The organism is Labrys sp. 22185, from assembly GCF_052045555.1.
Lineage (GTDB): Bacteria > Pseudomonadota > Alphaproteobacteria > Rhizobiales > Labraceae > Labrys > Labrys neptuniae.
Genome location: NZ_JBQEPH010000044.1, coordinates 1 through 19,674 on the forward strand (window position 1 = coordinate 1; position 19,674 = coordinate 19,674).

Annotated in this window: 17 protein-coding genes; 12 read left to right on the forward strand and 5 right to left on the reverse strand. The window is 64.9% G+C overall.

Annotation, left to right across the window (positions count from 1 at the left end; translation table 11 throughout):
* The first annotated feature begins 340 nt into the window (after window positions 1-340).
* The 6 genes from ACTJKX_RS34720 to xylB all read left to right on the forward strand — a co-directional run bounded on the left by ACTJKX_RS34720 (window position 341) and on the right by xylB (window position 6,925).
* A complete protein-coding gene (locus ACTJKX_RS34720; protein ID WP_440728117.1) occupies window positions 341-1,138 on the forward strand; it encodes a TSUP family transporter in 798 nt (265 codons plus the stop codon).
* A 157-nt stretch (window positions 1,139-1,295) separates the two neighbouring features.
* Complete coding sequence (rpsT, locus tag ACTJKX_RS34725; RefSeq protein WP_149253229.1) at window positions 1,296-1,562, forward strand: 30S ribosomal protein S20; 267 nt, start codon at window positions 1,296-1,298, stop codon at window positions 1,560-1,562.
* A gap of 936 nt (window positions 1,563-2,498) precedes the next feature.
* Window positions 2,499-2,945 carry a rhodanese-like domain-containing protein gene (locus tag ACTJKX_RS34730; RefSeq protein WP_440728101.1) on the forward strand — a complete coding sequence of 149 codons (447 nt, stop codon included), beginning with the start codon at window positions 2,499-2,501 and terminating at the stop codon, window positions 2,943-2,945.
* An 89-nt stretch (window positions 2,946-3,034) separates the two neighbouring features.
* Window positions 3,035-4,540 (forward strand): chromosomal replication initiator protein DnaA, encoded by a 1,506-nt coding sequence (gene dnaA / locus ACTJKX_RS34735; RefSeq protein ID WP_311939035.1) that lies wholly within the window; start codon window positions 3,035-3,037, stop codon window positions 4,538-4,540.
* 111 nt (window positions 4,541-4,651) lie between these two features.
* Window positions 4,652-5,350, forward strand: a complete 699-nt coding sequence (locus tag ACTJKX_RS34740) for a hypothetical protein (RefSeq protein ID WP_394312699.1) — start codon at window positions 4,652-4,654, stop codon at window positions 5,348-5,350.
* A 111-nt stretch (window positions 5,351-5,461) separates the two neighbouring features.
* Window positions 5,462-6,925, forward strand: coding sequence for a xylulokinase (gene xylB / locus ACTJKX_RS34745; RefSeq protein WP_440728102.1), 1,464 nt, complete (start codon window positions 5,462-5,464; stop codon window positions 6,923-6,925).
* An 18-nt stretch (window positions 6,926-6,943) separates the two neighbouring features.
* On the opposite strand, the gene pdxR is transcribed toward xylB, so the two are convergent.
* Window positions 6,944-8,455 (reverse strand): MocR-like pyridoxine biosynthesis transcription factor PdxR, encoded by a 1,512-nt coding sequence (gene pdxR, locus ACTJKX_RS34750; protein WP_440728103.1) that lies wholly within the window; start codon window positions 8,453-8,455, stop codon window positions 6,944-6,946.
* 73 nt (window positions 8,456-8,528) lie between these two features.
* Between pdxR and ACTJKX_RS34755 the strand changes: the two genes are divergently transcribed.
* Complete coding sequence (locus tag ACTJKX_RS34755) at window positions 8,529-9,725, forward strand: MFS transporter (protein WP_440728104.1); 1,197 nt, start codon at window positions 8,529-8,531, stop codon at window positions 9,723-9,725.
* Between the two features lie 147 nt (window positions 9,726-9,872).
* On the opposite strand, the gene ACTJKX_RS34760 is transcribed toward ACTJKX_RS34755, so the two are convergent.
* Window positions 9,873-10,907: a LacI family DNA-binding transcriptional regulator gene (locus ACTJKX_RS34760; protein WP_440728105.1), complete on the reverse strand. Its 1,035-nt coding sequence runs from the start codon at window positions 10,905-10,907 to the stop codon at window positions 9,873-9,875.
* A 173-nt stretch (window positions 10,908-11,080) separates the two neighbouring features.
* Here ACTJKX_RS34760 and ACTJKX_RS34765 point away from each other — a divergent pair, with 173 nt between their 5' ends.
* From ACTJKX_RS34765 to ACTJKX_RS34780, 4 genes are all read left to right on the forward strand, one after another.
* Entirely contained in the window at window positions 11,081-12,013 is a 933-nt protein-coding gene (locus ACTJKX_RS34765) for a carbohydrate ABC transporter permease (RefSeq protein ID WP_440728106.1), read from the forward strand.
* Window positions 12,014-12,018: 5 nt separating this feature from the next.
* Complete coding sequence (locus ACTJKX_RS34770; protein WP_394312707.1) at window positions 12,019-12,894, forward strand: carbohydrate ABC transporter permease; 876 nt, start codon at window positions 12,019-12,021, stop codon at window positions 12,892-12,894.
* Between the two features lie 27 nt (window positions 12,895-12,921).
* On the forward strand, window positions 12,922-14,322 hold the full coding sequence (locus ACTJKX_RS34775; protein ID WP_440728107.1) for an ABC transporter substrate-binding protein: 1,401 nt from the start codon (window positions 12,922-12,924) through the stop codon (window positions 14,320-14,322).
* 68 nt (window positions 14,323-14,390) lie between these two features.
* Window positions 14,391-15,737, forward strand: a complete 1,347-nt coding sequence (locus tag ACTJKX_RS34780; RefSeq protein ID WP_440728108.1) for an alpha-glucosidase/alpha-galactosidase — start codon at window positions 14,391-14,393, stop codon at window positions 15,735-15,737.
* A 310-nt stretch (window positions 15,738-16,047) separates the two neighbouring features.
* On the opposite strand, the gene ACTJKX_RS34785 is transcribed toward ACTJKX_RS34780, so the two are convergent.
* Window positions 16,048-17,619 (reverse strand): Na+/H+ antiporter, encoded by a 1,572-nt coding sequence (locus ACTJKX_RS34785; RefSeq protein WP_394312711.1) that lies wholly within the window; start codon window positions 17,617-17,619, stop codon window positions 16,048-16,050.
* A 272-nt stretch (window positions 17,620-17,891) separates the two neighbouring features.
* Between ACTJKX_RS34785 and ACTJKX_RS34790 the strand changes: the two genes are divergently transcribed.
* Window positions 17,892-18,497, forward strand: coding sequence for a hypothetical protein (locus ACTJKX_RS34790; RefSeq protein WP_367623762.1), 606 nt, complete (start codon window positions 17,892-17,894; stop codon window positions 18,495-18,497).
* Here the strand turns inward: ACTJKX_RS34790 and ACTJKX_RS34795 are convergent.
* Together ACTJKX_RS34795 and ACTJKX_RS34800 are read right to left on the reverse strand one after the other, a co-directional pair.
* On the reverse strand, window positions 18,482-18,928 hold the full coding sequence (locus ACTJKX_RS34795; RefSeq protein WP_311939013.1) for a DsrE family protein: 447 nt from the start codon (window positions 18,926-18,928) through the stop codon (window positions 18,482-18,484). The genes ACTJKX_RS34790 and ACTJKX_RS34795 overlap by 16 nt on opposite strands.
* A 114-nt stretch (window positions 18,929-19,042) precedes the next feature.
* Window positions 19,043-19,672, reverse strand: coding sequence for a hypothetical protein (locus ACTJKX_RS34800; RefSeq protein WP_440728109.1), 630 nt, complete (start codon window positions 19,670-19,672; stop codon window positions 19,043-19,045).
* Window positions 19,673-19,674: the final 2 nt, after the last annotated feature.

Sequence of the window (19,674 nt, forward strand, 5' to 3'; positions counted from 1 at the left end):
ATGGAGGTGAGGGGCTACGGAAGGCGTCAGTTTGTGAGGTCGCGCCGCCCCTCATCCTTACCTTCTCCCCGTAAACGGGGCGAAGGGGGGCCGGCCTCGCGCCTCTCGCCTTATCTTAGCGCCTATGGATGTCCCCGTCCGCTCTCCTTATCTGCAGGCGTAGCGTTTCCAAGAGCGGATCGTCCGACAACTCCCTTGAGTCCTTGCCGTCGCCGCTTCCAACGGCGCGAATGGCTTGCCAAGTGCCCTGCAATGGCCTAGCCGGAGGCTCTCCCGCCTTCCGGACCTCCAAGTGTGCCGGCTGCAGGCCCCCTTGGAAGGAAGACCTTCGCTCGTGGAAATGACCTGGACTCTCATCGCCATGCTGGGCGCCGTCGGTCTGGTGGCCGGCTTCGTCGATGCCCTCGCCGGCGGCGGCGGCCTCCTGACCATTCCAGCCCTGCTGCTTTCCGGGCTCGACCCGGTGGCGGCCCTCGCCACCAACAAGCTGCAGTCGAGCTTCGGCTCGGGCTCGGCGGTGATCGCCTTCGCCCGGCGCGGCCATATCGCCTTTCATCAGACACGCTGGATGGTGGTGACGACTTTGCTCGGCGCCTGCCTGGGCGTGGCTGCCGTCAGCGTCGCTCCCCTGTCGTTGCTCTCGGCGGCATTGCCGGTGCTGCTGATCGCCATGGCCCTCTATTTCGCCTTCTCCTCCCGCTTCTCGCCCAAGGCCGGTATCGAGGACGGCAAGGCCCGCATGAGCCCAGGCCTGTTCACCCTTACCATGGCGCCGCTGATCGGCTTCTATGACGGCCTGTTCGGCCCGGGAACCGGCTCCTTCTTCATGCTCGCCTTCGTGGCGCTGTGCGGCTATGGCGTGATCCATGCCACCGCCAACACCAAGCTCCTCAACTTCACCTCCAATTTCGCCTCGCTGATCCTGTTCATCCTGGCGGGCAAGATCGTCTGGGTGGTCGGCCTGGTCATGGGCGTGGGCCAGTTCCTCGGGGCCCAGGCCGGCTCCTATATGGCGGTGCGCCAGGGCGCGCGGGTGATCAGGCCCCTTCTGGTGCTGGTGTGCTGCTCGGTGGCCGTCAAATTGCTGCTCGACCCGGCCAATGCCTTGCATCAGGCCGTTATTTCGCTGTTTCAGTGAAGTCCGTCGTTGACGCCGAAGCCATTGGGATGTAAAGAGCCGCCTTCCAATAGCGAGCGCCCGTAGCGCTCGCGGCTTATCATTTTCAGGCAACGCACGGCCTTTCGGCGATCTTTCCCGATCGTTATGGATGCGGCCGGCTTAACAGGCAGGGATCATGGCCAATACGAAGTCGGCCAAGAAGGCTACGCGCAAGATCGAAGTGCGCACCGCAGTGAACAAGGCGCGCCGCTCGCGTATGCGCACCTTCATCCGTAATGTCGAGGAAGCCGTCGCTGCCGGCGACCAGACCAAGGCTGCTGCTGCGCTGAAGAGCGCCGAGCCGGAAATCATGCGCGCTGCCCAGAAGGGCGTGCTGCCGGCCAACACGGCGTCGCGCAAGGTGTCGCGCCTGGCCCATGCCGTGAAGAAGCTCAGCGCCTGAGCCGAACGGCGGGACGTCGAATAGAGACAGGCGACCAAGCCACTTTATTTAATTTCCCTTAGGTGAAGAAACCCGGCCCCAAAGCCGGGTTTTTGTTGTTCGGCCCTTCCCGGCACGGAGGCCCGTGCCACGCTCGGGCCCACGGCCTTTCGGGGGCCGCTCGCCATCGTTCCGGCTCCGTCCCCCCCTCGGTCCGCGTTCCGGACACGGCCCCTCAACGGCGTCCTGGAAACATTTGTTCCGGGGCGAGCGCAGCCTGAAACCGCGACCCATGATTGTCATTGTCTCGTAACAATATTTGACGGTGAAGGTATAATAATACTAACAACAATGAACTGGGCAATCTTTCCGCTTGACTCAAGGTTTGGCTGCCATGCCCATCCCCCCTCGGTAGCCGGTCAAAATTTTCCTATATATTTCATAATCTTATGGGATAAGAGAAAAGTGGCCCGGCAGCCATCCCGGCACGCGCCGGGCAAATTACGAAGCCTCGCAATCTTTACGCATCCGAAACGAATATTTTTGAGTCATTTTGCCGCCTCCATGATTCCGTCGACTCCTCAACACCTTGCGGCTGCGGCAGTCAAAGCGCCTGCTGTCCGAATCGAGAACATTGAGGGGCCATTAACGAATCATTGAGATTTGCCTGTTGCACCCGACTGGGCCGGTTCGGTATGTTTTTTCTCGGAACGGGTCATGTGTAGGTTCCTTCCCGATATTGCGAGCGGACTTCCGTCCATTCCGGGGCATCGGTGAGGTATGCTTTGATGGCTACGTATAGTTTTGAAAACAGTAAGGTAATAGCGTCGGCATTCGATTGCTGCTTTCGAGACCAATAATGAGATGGACCTTCTGGTGAAGCGTCCCGTGCCGGCGTTACACGGCATGTTGTGTATAATTACGAACGAAGTCTGAAGAAGACGGAATTGGGGTGTCATGTCGTCGGGGTGGTTGAATGACTATGCGGGAGACGTTTCGGCGAAGGAAGCCTATGAGCTCCTCAGCCAGCAGCCTAAGGCACAGCTTGTCGATGTCCGTACCCGGGCCGAATGGTCGTTCGTTGGCGTTCCCGACCTCTCCGCGCTCGGCAAGGAACCTGTCCTCGCCGAGTGGCAGCGCTACCCCAGCATGGAAGTTGCTACCGATTTCGTCTCCCAGCTCGAGCGCGAACTCGAGCGCCGCGGCGTCGGACAGGACCAGCCCGTCCTGTTTCTCTGCCGTTCGGGCGCTCGTTCGCTGGCGGCCGCCCAGGCTATGCTGGCTGCCGGTTGGAAGGGTGCTCGCAACATAGCCGCGGGCTTCGAGGGCCCGATGGATGCCTCGCGGCATCGTGGCATTGTCGAAGGCTGGAAAGCCTCCGGTTTGCCCTGGATCCAGTCCTAAAAAAACCAATTCGCGCTCTGCAGCCGCCGGTCCAGGACCGGAAAAGGCCGGAGCTGTTTCTTGAACTCATTTTGCCAGACGATAGCCCTATGACCTCGAGCGAACGCCTGTCAGTCATTGCCAGCCAAACCGCAAAAACCGTTTCCGGCCTGGATTCCGATTCCTCCGTCGCCGATGGCGCCATCCAGCCGGCAGCGGCCTGGGATCGCGTCAAGCGCCGCCTGCGTGCCGAATATGGCGAGGACGTGTTTTCCAGCTGGTTCGCCCGCCTGGAACTCGACGCCGTCATCGACGACACCGTGAATCTGTCGGTGCCGACCCGGTTCCTGCGCAGCTGGATCCAGGCTCACTACATCGACAAGATCCTTGGCCTCCTGTCGGCCGAACTGCCGGGCACGGCCCATATCGCGCTCAATGTCCGCACTGCGGTGGCCCGCCCACCGGCAGCGCGCGACGCCGCGTCATGCGCCAAGCCCATCGGCGAAGCGGCGGCCGCCAAGCCGGCTGTCCCCTTCCTGCGGGCGGTGGAAACGCCGGCACGCGAGGACGATCTTTCCGGCTCCCCGCTCGACCGTCGCATGTCGTTCGAAGCCTATTTCATCGGCCGCTCGAATTCACTCGCGCATGCCGCGGCCCTGCAGGTCGCCAAGGCCGGCGCCGCCGATCCGCTGCCCTATAATCCGCTGTTCATCCATGCCTCGGTGGGCCTCGGCAAGTCGCATCTGATCCAGGCCATCGCCCATCAGTCGGAAGCCCAAGGCAAGCGCGCCCTCTACCTCACCGCCGAGCGCTTCATGTATGGCTTCGTCGCCGCGCTGAAGGCGCAGACCGCCATCGCCTTCAAGGAGAAGCTGCGCGCGATCGACCTGCTGGTCATCGACGACCTGCAGTTCCTGGCCGGCAAGTCGATCCAGCAGGAGTTCTGCCATACCCTCAATGCCCTGATCGACGGCGGCAAGCAGGTCGTGGTCGCGGCGGATCGGCCGCCGGCGGATCTGGAGACCCTGGACGAACGCGTGCGTTCGCGCCTGTCGGGCGGCCTGGTGGTGGAGATCGGTGCGCTCGACGAGGAACTGCGCATCAAGATCCTGAAGGCTCGCATCGAGGCGGCCCGCGCCCATCACGCCAATTTCGACGTGCCCGACAATGTCGTGGCCTATGTCGCCCATCAGGTCACGACCAATGGCCGCGATCTCGATGGCGCCGTCAACCGCCTGCTCGCTCATTCCGCTCTGTCCGGCTCGGGCATGTCGCTGGAGACGGCCGAGGCCGCCATCCGCGACCTCGTCAAGAACCGGGAGCCGCGCCGGGTCAAGATCGAGGACATCCAGCGCATCGTCGCCAAGCATTACAATGTCAGCCGCGCCGACATCCTGTCGCTCCGCCGCACCGCCACGGTGGTGAAGCCGCGCCAGGTTGCGATGTATCTGGCCAAATCGCTGACGCCGCGTTCCCTGCCCGAGATCGGCCGCCGCTTCGGCGGGCGCGACCACACCACGGTGCTGCATGCCGTGCGCAAGATCGAGGGCCTGGTCGGCAAGGACACCGGTCTGGCCGAGGAAGTGGATCTGCTGCGCCGGCTGCTTTCGGAATAGAATGCCGATGCGTGTCCGGCGGCGGGATGTCGGTGATCGCCGACATCTTGCCATCGGCCATGCATGGGCTTAACCCAGTTCTTGCGTGGTGCAGGAACTGGAGGTGGATCCATGGCTCGACCGGTACGGACGAATCCGATCTCATCTCCGGCCGTGCATATCCGCTGGCTCGCCTGTCTTGCGGCACTGGTCGTGCCGGGGCTCGGCCACGCTCAGGGCAATGTTCAGGACGATGATCAGGGCATGGGCGTCCTGAAAGTTTTCATGGCGAGCCAGAGCTACCGGGACATCACCGGCAAAGCCCTTTCAGGCATCCCGCCGGCCATCTTCACGCGCTGTCCGACGCTGGTGGCGCGGGATTCCTCCGTCACCATCCTTCGGCCGGTATCCGCCGGTCCGCAGGGCAGCCCGGCTAGTGGGCGATGGAAACAATCCTTTCCGGTCAGCGGCTGTGGCAACGACACCGTGCTCAATCTCTATTTCTCGGTGGCGGCGGACGGCAAACCCCAGGCCGGCGCCACCTTGCCCGGCACCACGCTCGCCGATCCGCTCCTCCAGCGAGACGCTCTGCTCTATGCCAATCTCGGGGCCACGCGCGCCGTGGCCGACTGCAAGAATTTTCTGGTCATCGATACCAAGGCTCCCGCATCGAGCCCACCGCCAGGAACGGGCGGCGGCCTCAAGGCTCCCTGGTCCGAAACCTGGACGCTGAGCGGCTGCAGCCGGAAGGTCGACGTCCGCATGGATTTCATCCCCGATTCCACCGGCACGACGATCGCGCCGCGCGACGCAGTGATCCGGCCCGACTGATGTCGGCTGGGCCAGCGCCCCAATCTTCCCCCTTGCATCGCCGGCGCGATCCGGGCAAAGGCGCAAACGACCCTTTGTTTCGGCGCCGCTTGCGGCACCCAGCAGATTGAGATGATCGCCATGCTCTATCTCGGCCTCGATATCGGAACTTCGGCCGTCAAGGCCGTCATCGTCGACGAACGCGAGACCGTGCTGGCCGAGAGCGAACAGCCTCTCTCGCTGTCGCGTCCGGGCCCCGGGCTCAGCGAGCAGAGTGCCGATGACTGGATCGGGGCGATCGAAGCCATCCTGACGCGCTGGCGAGCCGAACAGCCGGCTCTGCTGGCCGGCGTGGAGGGCATCGGCCTGTCGGGCCAGATGCATGGCTCCGTCTGCCTCGACGCCGAGGACCGGCCGCTCGGGCCGGTGATGTTGTGGAACGACGGCCGTGCCGCAGCCGAGGCCGCCGAACTCAACCGCGAGCATCCCGAACTCGCTTGGCAGCTCGGCGTGCCGGCCGCTCCCGGCTTTACCGCTCCCAAACTGCTGTGGCTCACCCGCCACCAGCCGGCACTGCGCGCCCGTCTGAAGCGGGTGCTGCTGCCCAAGGATTTCGTGCGCCTGTGGCTGACCGGCGAGCATGTCAGCGAAATGTCGGACGCAGCGGGAAGCTGGTGGCTCGATCAGGCCAGGCGCGATTGGTCCGATGCGGCCCTGGCGGCAACCGGTGTCGAGCGCAGCCAGGTGCCGCGTCTGATCGAGGGCACCGAAATCTCCGGCCGGCTGCGCCCGGCGCTCGCCAGCCGGCTCGGCTTCAAGCCAGGCATCCCGGTGGCCGGCGGCGCGGGCGACGCCATGGCAGGCGCCATCGGCATCGGCACCATTGCCGACGGCGCTTTCCTTTCCATCGGCACGTCCGGCCAGTTCTTCGTGCCCGGAACCGACTATCGTCCGCTGCCCGACAAGTTCCTGCATACGTTCTGCCATGCCGTGCCCGGTCATTGGGTGCAGATGGCCGCCCTGCTCAACGGCGCCTCCTGCCTCGCCTGGGCCGCAGGGCTGGTGGGCGAGCCGATCGAAAAGCTGCTGGCCGACGTTGCCGCCCAGCCGTCCGGCCCGGGCCGCGTGATGTTCCTGCCCTATCTCGCCGGCGAGCGCACCCCGCACAACGATCCGGAGGCAACCGGCCTGTTCACCGGCATGACCGGCGGCACCGGCAAGGCCGACCTCATTCGCGCCGTGTTGGAGGGCGTTGCCTATTCCTTCGCCGATGCGGCGGCCTGCCTCGCCGAAGCCGGCACTGAGCTCAGCGAAGCTGCCGTGATCGGTGGTGGCGCCCGCAGCGCCTTGTGGGTGCAGATCCTCGCCGATGTGCTCGGCCTCAGGCTGAAGCGCTATCGCGGCGGCGAAAAGGGGCCGGCCTTCGGCGCCGCCCGGCTCGCACGCGCCGCGGCCAGCGGCGAACCGATCACAGCCATCGCCACCAAGCCGCCCATCCTGGATGTTGCCGAGCCGCGCCCGGAACTGACGCAGGCCTATGCCGAAAAGGTGGCGGCCTTCCGCCGACTCTACCAGGCAACCAGGGCCGCTCGCTAGGTCAAGCCGCGCCATACGCTATCGCGTCAATCGGGCAAACACCCGCGACAGCCTCCTGGTCCCGACATCGGCCTCCTCATCCGTCAATCCGGAAAATCCCAGCAGGAGCCCGGGCTCGGCCGCAGTTGATATATGCATCGGCGATACCGGCAGAACTGCCACGCCTTCCTGGAGCGCAGCCTGTGCTACCGCACGGTCATCCGTCCAGGTTCCCGTGCTCCGCACGGTGAAGTGAATGCCCTGCTCGGGCACGGGCGCAATCAAATGCTCCGATAGCCGCTCGTTCAGCAAGCGGGCCAGAAAGTCGCGCGAGGCACGGTAGCGCTCGCGCAGGCGCCGTAAATGGGCCGGGAAATATCCTTCGTTGAGGAAATCGGCCACGACGCGCTGATGCAGCGGCGCCGGGAAGCGATCCACAATGGGCCGCGCGGCCCTGAAGGTGGCGACGAGATCGTGGGGAACGATAAGATAGCCCACCCGTATCCCGGGCAATAACGCCTTGCTGAAGGTGCCGAGATAGAGGACCCGGTCGGTGGCATCCAGGCCCTGCAGCGAGGTGATCGGCCGCCCCTCATAGCGGAACTCGCTGTCGTAATCGTCCTCGATGATCCAGCAGTCCCGCTCCTGCGCGAAGGACAGAAGCTCCAGCCTGCGCGCCAGCGGTAGAGCCGAGCCGGAGGGATATTGATGCGACGGCGTTACATAGACGGCCGCCGGCCTGGGACCGTCATAGGCCTTGAGCTGCTGCGTGCTCAACCCTTCCCGATCGACTTGTATGCCGGCGAGCCGGGCGCCATTGAAGACGAAGGCCTGTCGCGCCGGCGGGTAGCAGGGATCTTCCACCAGCACCGTCTGCCCCGGCGAGGCCAGGAGACGAACGGCAAGGTCGAGGGCCTGCTGCGTGCCCGAGGTGATGAAGACCTGTCCCGGTTCGCATCGAACGCCCCGCGAGGCGATGAGATGAGCGGCTATCGCCTCCCGCAGCGCTGCCTCGCCTTGCGCCTCACGATAGCCGTCATGCGTGTAGTCGAGATGGCGGAGCGTGAGCCGCTTCAACAGGCTCGCTGTCCTGGCATCATGGATCACGCGGCCGGTGGTGAAGGGAGCCTGCAGGGGCAGGGCCGTCCCGATGCGCATGGCCATTTTCGCTGCCGTCGAAATGGCTCGGCTATCGCTCCCCCCGACCGCCTGATGCCCCTCGCTTGTTCCGGTCGGGATCGACGGCAAGCCGCTGGCGACATAGGTTCCGGAACCATGCCGGCCAACGGCGTATCCCTCTGCAATCAGCATGTCATAGGCCTCCGCGACCAGGCCGCGCGACAGGGACCATTCGCGCGAGGCCGTCCGGGTCGAGGGCAGCCGATGCCCCGGCTGCAGCCGGCCTGCCACGATGCCGTCGCGCAGTTGCACGAAGAGCTGGCGCACGACCGGCACCGGCGACGAGGTTTCGATCGCGGGAAGAAAGCCTGCCGCCGCGCTCTCCCGGCGCAGCGACCGGGCCTGGCTGTCCGACACGGAAGTGGCTCGCATCTTCATCCTAAAGTGGCCCTGGATTAGGGTCCAAGTTTGGCGTTTTGTCGATCCACTTTCAAGGATGACCGCAATGCGCCCCTCTTCAGCCCCCTTTCTCTTCGCCGGCACCATGCTGGCCGCCGCCGGTTATGGCGCCACTTTTCTGCTTGCCTCCTACTACCGCGCGCATGGCGGCGGCGACATCGAGACCGGCCTCACCCTCGGGGCGGCGATGGTCGGCACCTTCACCGGCGTTCCGCTCGTCGGCTGGCTGTCCGGCCGCTTCGATGCCGCCCGCATGTGCGTGGCCGCCTGCTGCGCCGTCGCTGCCGGCTTCCTGCTGCTGGCAGCATCGGCCGCGCAAAGCGGTTTCACACCCGGCCTGGCCTCGGGCTTCCTCATCGGGCTGGGTTGGGGCATGTTCTATATCGCCGCGCCCATGGCCCTTTCCGAACGCATCACCGATGCCGACCGAGCCTTCTGGTTCATGCGCTTCGCCGCCTTCCAGATGGCGGGCATCGGCGGCGGGCCGGTCCTTCTCAATCTGGTCGTCCATCAGGCTGGCCTGCCGATCGAAGCGGCGTTCCTGCTGGTCGGCCTCGCTTGTCTGGCCGCATCGGCACTCCTCTGGATTTTCGGGACCCTCGCACCCGGCGAGCCGCGCGTCGTCGCCCTGCGCCCCTGGCTGCGCGACATCGCCGTCATCGGCCGGGGCGCGTCGATACGCCCGATTATCATGGTGGCGCTCGGGGCCTGCGTCTTCTCCGGCCTCATGACCTTCCAGTCCACGCTGGTGCGGGATACGGCCGCGAACGAGGCGACTTTCTTCGCCGTCTACGCCGTCACGGTCGTCGCCGCGCGTCTGCTGCTCGCCCGTACCCTGGCGGGGCTGCCGCAAGCCGCACTTGCAACCGGCCTGCTGGCCGCCATGGTGCTCGGGGTCCTGGCGATGCTGGGGGTCACCCTCCATCCGGCATTCCAGATTCTCGCCGCCATCCTGACGGGTATCGGCTATGGCCTGGTCTATCCGGTCATCCAGACCTGGGCGGTCAACCACACCCCACGGGAGTTGCGCCATGCGGCACTCACCTGGTTCGTCCTTTCCTATTTCATCGGTGTCTTCGGCTTTCCCGTCATCGGCGGCTGGATGCTGGTCAATTTCGGCAAGAGCACCTTTCTGGTCGTCCTGCTCGGCCTCGCGCTGGCGGAGTTGCTGATCGCGGTCAATATCGGCCTCGCCCGCAAGCGCTCGATCGCCCTCGGGACGGGCCGGACTTCCGCGTCGTGACGGCCTCGCCACCGTGGGCAGGCCTACCGCATGCGCCGTCTTCTCGCCGCATCTCCCCGGCGGCAGAACGCTCCGGAAGCGTGATTTCCGCACCTTCGCCCGCTTCATCCGAAGCGGGCTCTTTCTGTCCGGCGCAGGCGAAGATGCCTATCCGACCCTGCCGCCGCTCGAGGCTCGGATGACGAGTTCCGTACCGAAAACGACCCTCGGGCGCTCGATCACCTCGCGATTGAGCAGCCGGATCAGCATACGGGCCGCCGCCTCTCCCTGTTCGATCGCCGGGTTGTGGATGGTGGTGAGGGCCGGCCTGGTATAGGCCGCGATCGGCAAATCGTCGAAACCGATGACGGCGATGTCTTCGGGCACCCGCAGGCCGGCCGCCTCGATCGCCGCCATTATGCCGAGCGCGATCGTATCGTTGCCGGCAAGAATGGCGGTCGGTGGCCGCTGCGCCCGTGCCAGCAATTCCCTCATCGCGGCAAAACCGCTCTCCGCACTGTGATGGGCAAAGCCGACCAAGTCGGGTTCGGGCTCCAAGCCATGGCTGGCCAGGCTGTCGCGATAGGCGGCCAGGCGCCGATCGGTGGCGATGTTGCCCATGGCGGAGAAGCCGATATGGCCGATGCGCCGGTGCCCGAGCCCGACGAGATGATCGACGGCGCTCTGGATCGCCCTGCGGTTGGAGAAATTGACCGAATGCTCGTTGGGATGGCCGACGGAGCCGAGCAGCACCAGGGGATAGCCATCCTCGATCAGCCCGCGCAAGGCCTGGTCGTTGCTGGCGGGGTTGAGCACGATCATGCCGTCGATGCGGCGGCTGCGCACCAGATCGGTATAGACATTGGGGGCCCCACCCTTGTCGACGACCTCCAGCAGCACACCATAGCCATGCTCGCGATTGACCCGGCTGATGCCATAGAGGAGTTGGGGCACGAAGCCGTCGACATTCAGGAGCGCCGGGTCGGTCGCGACCAGGCCGATCGTTTCGGTGTCGCCCCGCACCAGCATGCGGGCTGCCGAATTCGGCCGATAACCGAGTTCCGCCGCAGCCCGCAGAACGCGTTCGCGCGTCTGGGTGCTGATCGAAACGGCCGTTGAGCCGTTCAGAACCATGGAGACGGTGGCTCGGGATACGCCGGCGCGCTCCGCCACGTCATGGCTCGTCACCTTCATGCGCTCCATCCATCCTCCGAGCCCGTCAGCAAGCCGCGTCGATCCCGACCTGTCAAGCCTGCGAGCACCCGTCTTGACAGCGCGTCCTTCCTCTGCATTAATCATACTAACACGTGTTAGTAAACAAGTAACACGTGTCATCAACGAGTGAAAAATGAGACCAGCCTGGGGAGGCAACGCCTTTGGTATCGATCGGCGAGTCCGAATCACTGACCAGACGGCGCCCGGCCCGCAGCGCGAGGAGCCTGCGCTGGCGCGAGAACCTGACGGGTTGGCTTTTCATCGCCCCCGCCCTCCTCGGCTTCACGGTGTTCTACCTGCTGCCGACCTTGCGGGCCGTCGAGATCAGCCTGACCGACTGGAACCTGATGCGGGCGCCGAAATTCGTCGGGCTCGACAATTACGTCCGGCTGATCGGCGATCCCCGCTTCTGGCAATCGGTCAAGATCACCTGCCTGTACGTCCTCTACAACATCCCGGTCCAGACGGTGCTCGGCCTCGCCCTCGCCGTGCTGATGGACAGGCTGTCGAAATCCGTGGCGCTGCGCGCGGTGGTGGTGGCGCCCTATCTCCTCTCCAACGTGGTTGCCGCCCTGATCTTCCTGTGGCTGCTCGATCCGATCCTGGGCATCACCAACGCCTTCCTCGGCCTGATCGGCATATCCCGGCAGCCCTTCCTGACCTCGCCCGAACTGTCCCTGGTCTCGGTGGCGGCGATCAATGTCTGGCGCCACACCGGCATGACCGCGATCCTGTTCTATGCCGGGCTGCAGGCGATTCCGTGCTCGCTCTACGAGGCAGCCAGGATCGACGGTGCCAGCGAATGGCATATGTTCCGGCATATCACTTTGCCGCTGCTGCGCCCCGTGCTGGTCTTCATCGTCGTCACCAGCGTGATCGGCTCGTTCCAGGTCTTCGACACCATCGCCGTGGCCACGAGGGGTGGGCCGGTCAATTCGACCAGCACCATCATCTGGTACATCTATGAGAGCGCCTTCCGCTTCTCCAAGATGGGCTATGCCTCGGCCATGTCCGTGCTGCTCTTCCTGGTGCTCGTTGGCGTCACCCTCATCCAGATGCGGGTGATGCGGGCCGGCAGCTCGGACCTGGAGTAGGCGCCATGGCCATCGTCGCCCCACGCCGGAACCTCGGGCGCGCCTTTGCCTGGCTGGTGCTCTGGCTCTTCGTCATCGGCTCGCTCTTCCCGCTCTGGATCGCCCTCAAGACGGCTTTCACGCCATTGCCGAACCTTTACGAAAGCGCCGGCTCTCCCCTGCCGGACGGCGTGACGACCACGAATTTCACCCGCATCTTCGGGCTGAGCCCGGAAGAGGGAGGTTTCGTCGCCCGCATCAATTTCGGGCCGGCCCTCGTGAACAGCCTCGTCTTCACGGCGATCTGCGTCACCGGCCAGATCTTGTTTTCCTCGCTGGCCGCCTATGCCTTCGCCAGGCTGCGCTTCTTCGGCCGGGACGTGATCTTCTATCTTTTCATCTCCGCCACCATGGTGCCGGCGATCGTGCTGTTCATCCCGAATTTCGTGCTGATCAAGGAGCTCGGCTGGCTGAACACCATGACAGGCATGGTGGCGCCCTTCGTGCTGATGACGCCCTTCGCCGTGTTCTTCCTGCGCCAGTTCTTCCTGTCGACGCCCTCGGAACTGGAGGATGCCGCCCACCTCGACGGCGCCTCGCCGCTGCGCATCTTCTGGAGCGTGGTGCTGCCGGTCCATCGCGGCGCCATCGCCACGCTCGCCATCCTGCTCGCCATCAACAGCTGGAACGAATTCCTCTGGCCCTATCTGATCGGGCGCGATGAAAGCTCGCGCGTCCTGTCGGTCGCCCTCACCAATTTCCTGCAGCAGCAGCCGAACGGCAATCCCGACTGGACCGGCCTGATGGCCGCGACCTTCCTGTCGATCCTGCCGGTCATCGCCCTGCTCCTCATCCTCGGCCGGCGCGTGGTCGAGTCCCTGCAATTCAGCGGCCTGAAATAACGGGCCGAGCACATCCGGGAGGAAGCCTTGACGATCATCTCGAAAGCTCTCGCGTCACGACTGCGTTCATGGTGCTGCGGGCGGCGTGGCCGGACAGCCAGCAATCCGAGGGGTCCCGGGCGCGGGTCCCGCCGCCTGCAGCTCGGCCTCGGCGCGATGCTGCTGGCGGGAACGAGCCTGCCGGCACGAGCCGCGACCGAGATCAGCTACTGGCTGTGGGACAACAACCAGCTCGCGCCCTACCAGGCCTGCGCGGACGCCTTCCAGAAGGAGCACCCCGACATCAAGGTGAAGCTCACCCAGCTCGCCTGGAACGACTATTGGACGACGCTCTCCACCGGCTTCGTCTCCGGCACGGCGCCGGATGTCTTCACCAACCACCTCAGCCGCTATCCCGAATTCGTCGCCAACAACCAGGTGATGGAGATCACCGATTTCATCAAGCGCGACAAGGTCCCGACCGACATCTACTACAAGGGCCTGCTCGACCTGTGGTCGAAGGATGGCCGCGTCTATGGCCTGCCCAAGGATTGGGACACGGTCGCCATCGTCTACAACAAGGACATGCTCGACAAGGCCGGCGTCAGTGTCGAGGAGCTCAACGAGGCCACCTGGAACCCGAAGGACGGCGGCAGTTTCGAAAAGATCCTGGCCAGGCTCTCCATCGACGCCAATGGCAATGACGGCGTCTCGGCCAAATTCGATCCGAAATCCGTCAAGCAATATGGCATCGTCTTTCCCGAGATCGACGGTTACGGCCAGTCGGCCTGGGCCCATTTCGCCGCCTCCAACGGCTTCAAATTCGTCGATGGCCTGTGGGCGACCTCCTACCATTACGATGCACCGGAGCTGGCCGCCTCCATCGGCTGGCAGCGCGATCTCGGCCTGAAGAAGGGCTTCGCCATCCCGCAAAAGGATGTCGGCAACAATTCCTCGGCCCTGTTCGTCGCCGGCAAGGCCGCGCTCACGCCGCAGGGCTCCTGGCTGATCAGCTTCTTCGGCAACAACGCCAAGTTCAAGCTCGGCTACGCCCCGCTGCCCAAGGGCCCGATGGGTCGCAAGACCATGTTCAACGGCCTCGCCGACGGCATCTGGACCGGCACCAAGCATCCGGAGGAAAGCTGGCAATGGGTGAAGTTCCTGGCTTCGCCCAGTTGCGCCCGCATCGTCGGCGCCTCCGGCGTGGTCTTCCCGGCCATAGAGGAAGCGGCCAAGCTCTCCCAGCAAGCCTCGACCACCAAGGGCTGGGACGTCTCCGCCTTCCTCAAGGAGGCCACCCCCGACCAGACCTTCTATTTCCCGATCACGGACCATTCCTCCGAAATCAATTCGCTGATGAAAGCCGCTTTCGAGCAGATCTTCCTCAACGACGTCGACGTGGCGAAGGTCCTCAAGGAAGCCAACGATGCCGTGAACGCCCTGTTCTGACCCGCCTCCTCCCCCCTGTCGGCAGCGGCCACCGTCGCCGACCTTTTCTTCTCGATCAGGAGCCCCTGATGCCTTCCCCCAAGATCACCTTCATCGGTGCCGGCAGCACCGTTTTCGCCAAGAACCTGATGGGTGACATTCTCTCCTTTCCCGAACTCGCGGGGGCGCATATCTGCCTCTATGACATCGACGCCGAGCGCCTGGCCGTCTCCGAGCGCGTCGGCCGGCGCATCGTCGAGACTCTCGAGGTCCCTGCCCGCATCGAGGCCACCACAGACCGCTCGCGCGCCCTCGACGGGGCCGACTATGCCATCACCATGATCCAGGTCGCCGGCTACAAGCCGGGTACGGTGACGGACTTCGCGGTGCCCAAGAAATACGGCCTGCGCCAGACCATCGCCGACACGCTCGGCATCGGCGGCATCATGCGGGCTTTGCGTACCATTCCTGTGCTGCTCGACTATGCGCGCGACATGGAGAGGCTGTGCCCGGACGTCTTCCATCTGCAATATGCCAATCCGATGGCGATGAACGTCATGGCGCTGAACCGGGCGAGCAAGATCCGCAGCGTCGGGCTCTGCCACAGCGTGCAGGGCACGGCAGCCGAGATCGCCGAGGATATCGGCGTGCCGCTCGAGGAGATCAACTACACCTGCGCCGGCATCAACCACATGGCGTTCTACCTGAAGTTCGAGCGCAATGGCGAGGATCTCTACCCGCTGATCCGCAAGGTGGTCGAGGAAGGACGCGTGCCCGACTGGAACCGGGTGCGCTACGACATGTTCCTCAGGCTCGGCTATTTCGTCACCGAATCCAGCGAGCATTTCTGCGAATATGTGCCCTGGTACATCAAGACGGGTCAGGAAAAGCTGGTCGAGCGCTACAACATTCCGCTCGACGAATACATCACCCGCTCGGAGAACCAGATCCGGAAATGGAGCGAGCTCTCCAGCCAGCTGCAGGACACCTCGGTCCCGCTCGAGGTCAAGCGCAGCGTCGAATATGGCTCGACCATCATCCATGCCATGGAGACGGGCAAGCCCGCCGTGGTCTATGGCAATGTCGAAAATCGCGGCCTGATCGCCAACCTGCCGGCCGATTGCGCCGTGGAGGTCCCCTGTCTGGTCGACAGGAACGGGCTGCAGCCGGTCAGCATCGGCAGGCTGCCTCCCCAGCTCGCCGCCCTGATGCAGACCAACATCAACGTCCAGAACCTCACGGTGGAGGCATTGCTGACCGGCAATCGCGACCATGTCTATCATGCCGCGATGCTCGATCCGCATACGGCCGCCGAGCTCAATCTCGACGAGATCTGGGCCCTGGTCGATGAGCTCATGGCAGCCCATGGCGACTGGATCCCGCAGAATCTGCGCGAGACGGTGGCCCACGCCGCCTCGCAGCTAAGGGTGGCGTGACCGGGCGGGAAATGACGACATAGAGCGAATGTGGCTTGCTTGAATGGCCGTTATTCGATGAGCCCTGCGCTGCCCCTCACCCCTACCCTCTCCCCGCAAGAGCGGGGCGAGGGAGGAGCAGGCGTCGTGCTTTATCCTCCAGCCTCTCATCTCCGCCAACAATTGGGCGAGATGAGACCACTTCACTATGAAACTCGCCATCGATGTCCCCGTCGCCCCGCTCTTGCGAGGAGAGGGTAAGGGTGAGGGGCTCCACAACCTTGATGCAGTCTTCAGCAATCAGCCATGCCATCAAGGCCGCAACCGCCCTTCACGCGCTCCGCGCGGCGCCGGCGCTGAGATCGGCCCAGTCGAACTCCTCCTCCAGCACATAATAGGCATCGTCGCCGATCGCCCCCTCGCGGCGCAGCTCGTTCGCCTTGAGGCGCGCGGCGGCGATCGCCTGCCGTCTGAGCGGATTGCCGGGCAGATCCCCGATCTCGCCCTGCAGCGGGCTCGCCTCGCTCAGCTCCACCACCGCCCCATATTCCTTGCACAGCAGCTTGGCATGCTTGGACTCGTCGTCCTTGATCGCCTCGATGGCGGCGCGATAGGCCTCGGTACGAGCCCATTTCACCTCCTGGCCGACAGGATCGCCATCGCGCAGATTCATCCAGCGGATCAGCGGCTTGAGCGTGAGGCCCTGCAGGACGAGCGTGCCGAACACCACGCAGAAGGCGGTGAACACGATGAGGTCGCGATAGGGAAACGGCGTGCCGTCAGCCAGATGCTCCGGCAAAGCGAAGGCAGCGGCCAGGGTGACGATACCGCGCATGCCGGCCCAGGAGATGACGATACCGCCCCGTGCCGTCGGCCGCGCCATCGGCCGGGGCGGGTGGAAGCCATAGCGGGAAATCTTGAAGCGGACAGCCGTGTTGTAGGTCATCACCCAGAGGAAACGCACCACGATGACCGTGACCAGCACGGCCAGGGCGACGGCGCAATATTGCAGGCGCAGTCCCATGTCGAGCCGCTCCCAGATCGGGCGCAATTGCAGGCCGATCAGCACGAAGGCGAAGGCGTTCAGCATGAACACCACCGTCTCCCATACCGCATAGACGGGAACGCGTAGCCGCGCCGGCATGGGCGCATCGCGCCGCCGGGCGATGGTCATGGCGTAGCAGACGATGGTGAGGATGCCGGACAGCCCCACCGCTTCCGCCAGCATCCAGACGCCGAAGGTGGTGGCGAACTGCACGATCAGGGCGGTCGGCGCATCGTCGAAGCGCCCGATCACATAGGGAAAGGCCAGCCCCATGGCGATACCCGCGGCGACCGAGCCGAACACCGTGATGAAGAAGGCCGGGCCGAGGCTGCCGAGGGTGATGCCTCCGGAAACCATGGCGATCACGGCGAGGCGATAGATCAGGAGGGCGCTGGCATCGTTGAGCAGGCTCTCGCCCTCGAGGATCTTGGTCAGGCGATGCGGCAGCTTGACCTGACGGACGATCGCCGTGGCGGCGGCCGCATCCGGCGGCGCCACGATGGCCCCGAGCGCAATCGCCGCGGCCCAGGGCATGCCGGGCACCAGCCAGCGCACGAGCAGGGCGACGGCGACCGTGGTGACACCGACGGCGACGATCACCAGATTGGCGACCGGCACCCAATTGTCACGCAGGTCCCGCAGCGAGGTGTCGTAGGCAGCGTCCAGCAGCACGGGCGCCACGAACAGGGTCAGCGCCAGATGCGGATCCAGCGTCCATTCCGGGCTGTTGGGCACGAAGGCGAGGCAGGCGCCGCCAAGGGCGAGGAAGGTCGGATAGGGCGCCCCCAGGCGCCGGGCGAGGGTCGACAGCAGGGCGGCGCCCAGCAACAACAGAATGATCCACTCGAAGGTTTCCATCGCGACCTCGACATCGTCTCCTGGTTGCATCCGGCAGTTTGCCGATAGCGTCAAGAGGACAGGGCTCACCGGCCTGTGGCCGGCTGGAACTTCCGCATCGGGCGGACCGGTCCATCACCATTCTTGTCAGGGGCAGGGACTTGCCCCTAGGGTGGCGCCATTCTTGCGAACCGGCCCGAAAGGACAGGATGACGACGATACGGAAACGCTCGTTTCCAAATAGGGAAGGCCTCCGGTCCTCCATCCGCCTTGCGTTCCGCGCGATCATAGTCGTGGCAGCGTTGGTGGCATTGCCGGCCGGCCTGGCCGCGCAGGAGGCCGTCGATCGCCTCGGCCTGCCCGGCCCGCTGGCCTTCGACGGCACAGAGTACAGGCTTGCCTGGAGCGCCCAGCCCAATCCAACCTATTACAAGCAGGAATATCTGCCGGCCGACGAGACCGTGACCGACTACACCAGGATGGTGCTGGTGGAACTGATCGCGGGCGGCCTGGACGTCGCCGGTGCCGCCAAGGCGCAGGTCGATACGCTCAACCAGCGCAAGGGCAAGGATCCGCTGGTGCAGATGGCCCTGATCCGCAACGCGCCGACCGGCGAGATCCTGCTCGACTTCCTGATCAGCCAGAAGAACCCCTGGGGCGAGTTCACGGTGGAGTGGAACGCCTATCGCTACGTGCCGCGTGGCGATGGCGTCATGCTGTTCGCGATCAGCCGCCGCGCCTATGGCAATGCGGCCGCCAAGGCCTTCTTGGCCCGGCTGAAGACCGAGCGCCCCGCCGATATCGCCAAGCTGGCACGCTATGAAATACCGCGGCTGCGGCTGCAGGGCGACTCACAGCAGGCCGGCTCCCCCTCGCCGCCGAGCTATGGCCGCAAATAGAGCCAGCCCTCGCTTTGGAGCTCGGCCAGCAGCACCACGCCGCCCTTCTCCGCCACCGCAAAACCGGGCAGCAGGTCGGAAAGGCCGAGCTTCATGCCGTCCATCGTGTGCCGGCAGGCATGAAAGGCAACGCCCTCCTGCACGAGTCGGCCGAAGCGCGCCTTGAAATCCTCGTTGCCACTATCCGCCCGGAAAGCCCGCAAGGCCGGGCCATGCACCACCACGGCCAGTTTCACGCCCTCGGGACCGCCCATGCCGTCGACATGGTTGCGCAGATTGCCGAGCACGAAGCCGGCCTTCTCCAGATCGGCGAGGTGATAGGCAATGCGCGGCACAGGCCTGGCCTCGGCCGCAAGCGAACCGCCGGCGCCGGCAACCAGAATGGCCGGGCCGCTCGCCAGCATGGCCCTCACGGCTGTTCTGCGATCCATCGGGACCTCCTGCGGAGCGCGGACTTCCAGTCCGTTCTCCCTTTCCTCAGCAACAACTGTGTTTGGGGCAAGGATTGGCGGACAGGATGTCCGCGCTCTTTTCGTCGAAGCGGCTCATTGGCCCCGGCGCAACATCGCCTTCTCGTCTTCGTCACCGACCAGGGAGAGGCAATCGGTCAGCGCGGTGCGGTCGAGCCGGAACAGCTTGTCGTCCGCTCCGAAGCGCTTGCGTTCATCGCTGTCCTCGCTGTCGCTGCCGGCCTTCCAGATACGCGCGCCATCGGGAATGGCGACCAGGACGGATTTGTCGTTCTTGAGCCGCACGTCAATGGCGCCGCCGTCGCAATCGACACTGCAATGGGCCACATTCGCCTTGGCCGTCGGCGAGGTGGCGGAGCCGATCGCGCCACAGCCCCCGAACGTCTCGAAATGCGTGCCGGCCTTGCGGAAGGTGACGCCCAACCCGAGCGTATAACCGGGATCGCCCCCCTCTTCCGCCGAACCCGTGACCAGCAGCGTCATGGTGCGCACATTCTGCTGTGGGTGGCTGCCCAGATGCGCCGCGTCATAGGCCCGCCTGTAGCAGGCATGGATCCTGTCCTTGCCGATGACGCGGCCGAAGACCTGGCGCTGGAAGACTTCGTCGGGCATCAAGCCGGCCGCCAGGGCAGGAGATGCCGCACCTGCCATCAGGACCAAGGCAACCGGTGCCAACAGAACACGCATCGGGAAATGACGTCTCATGC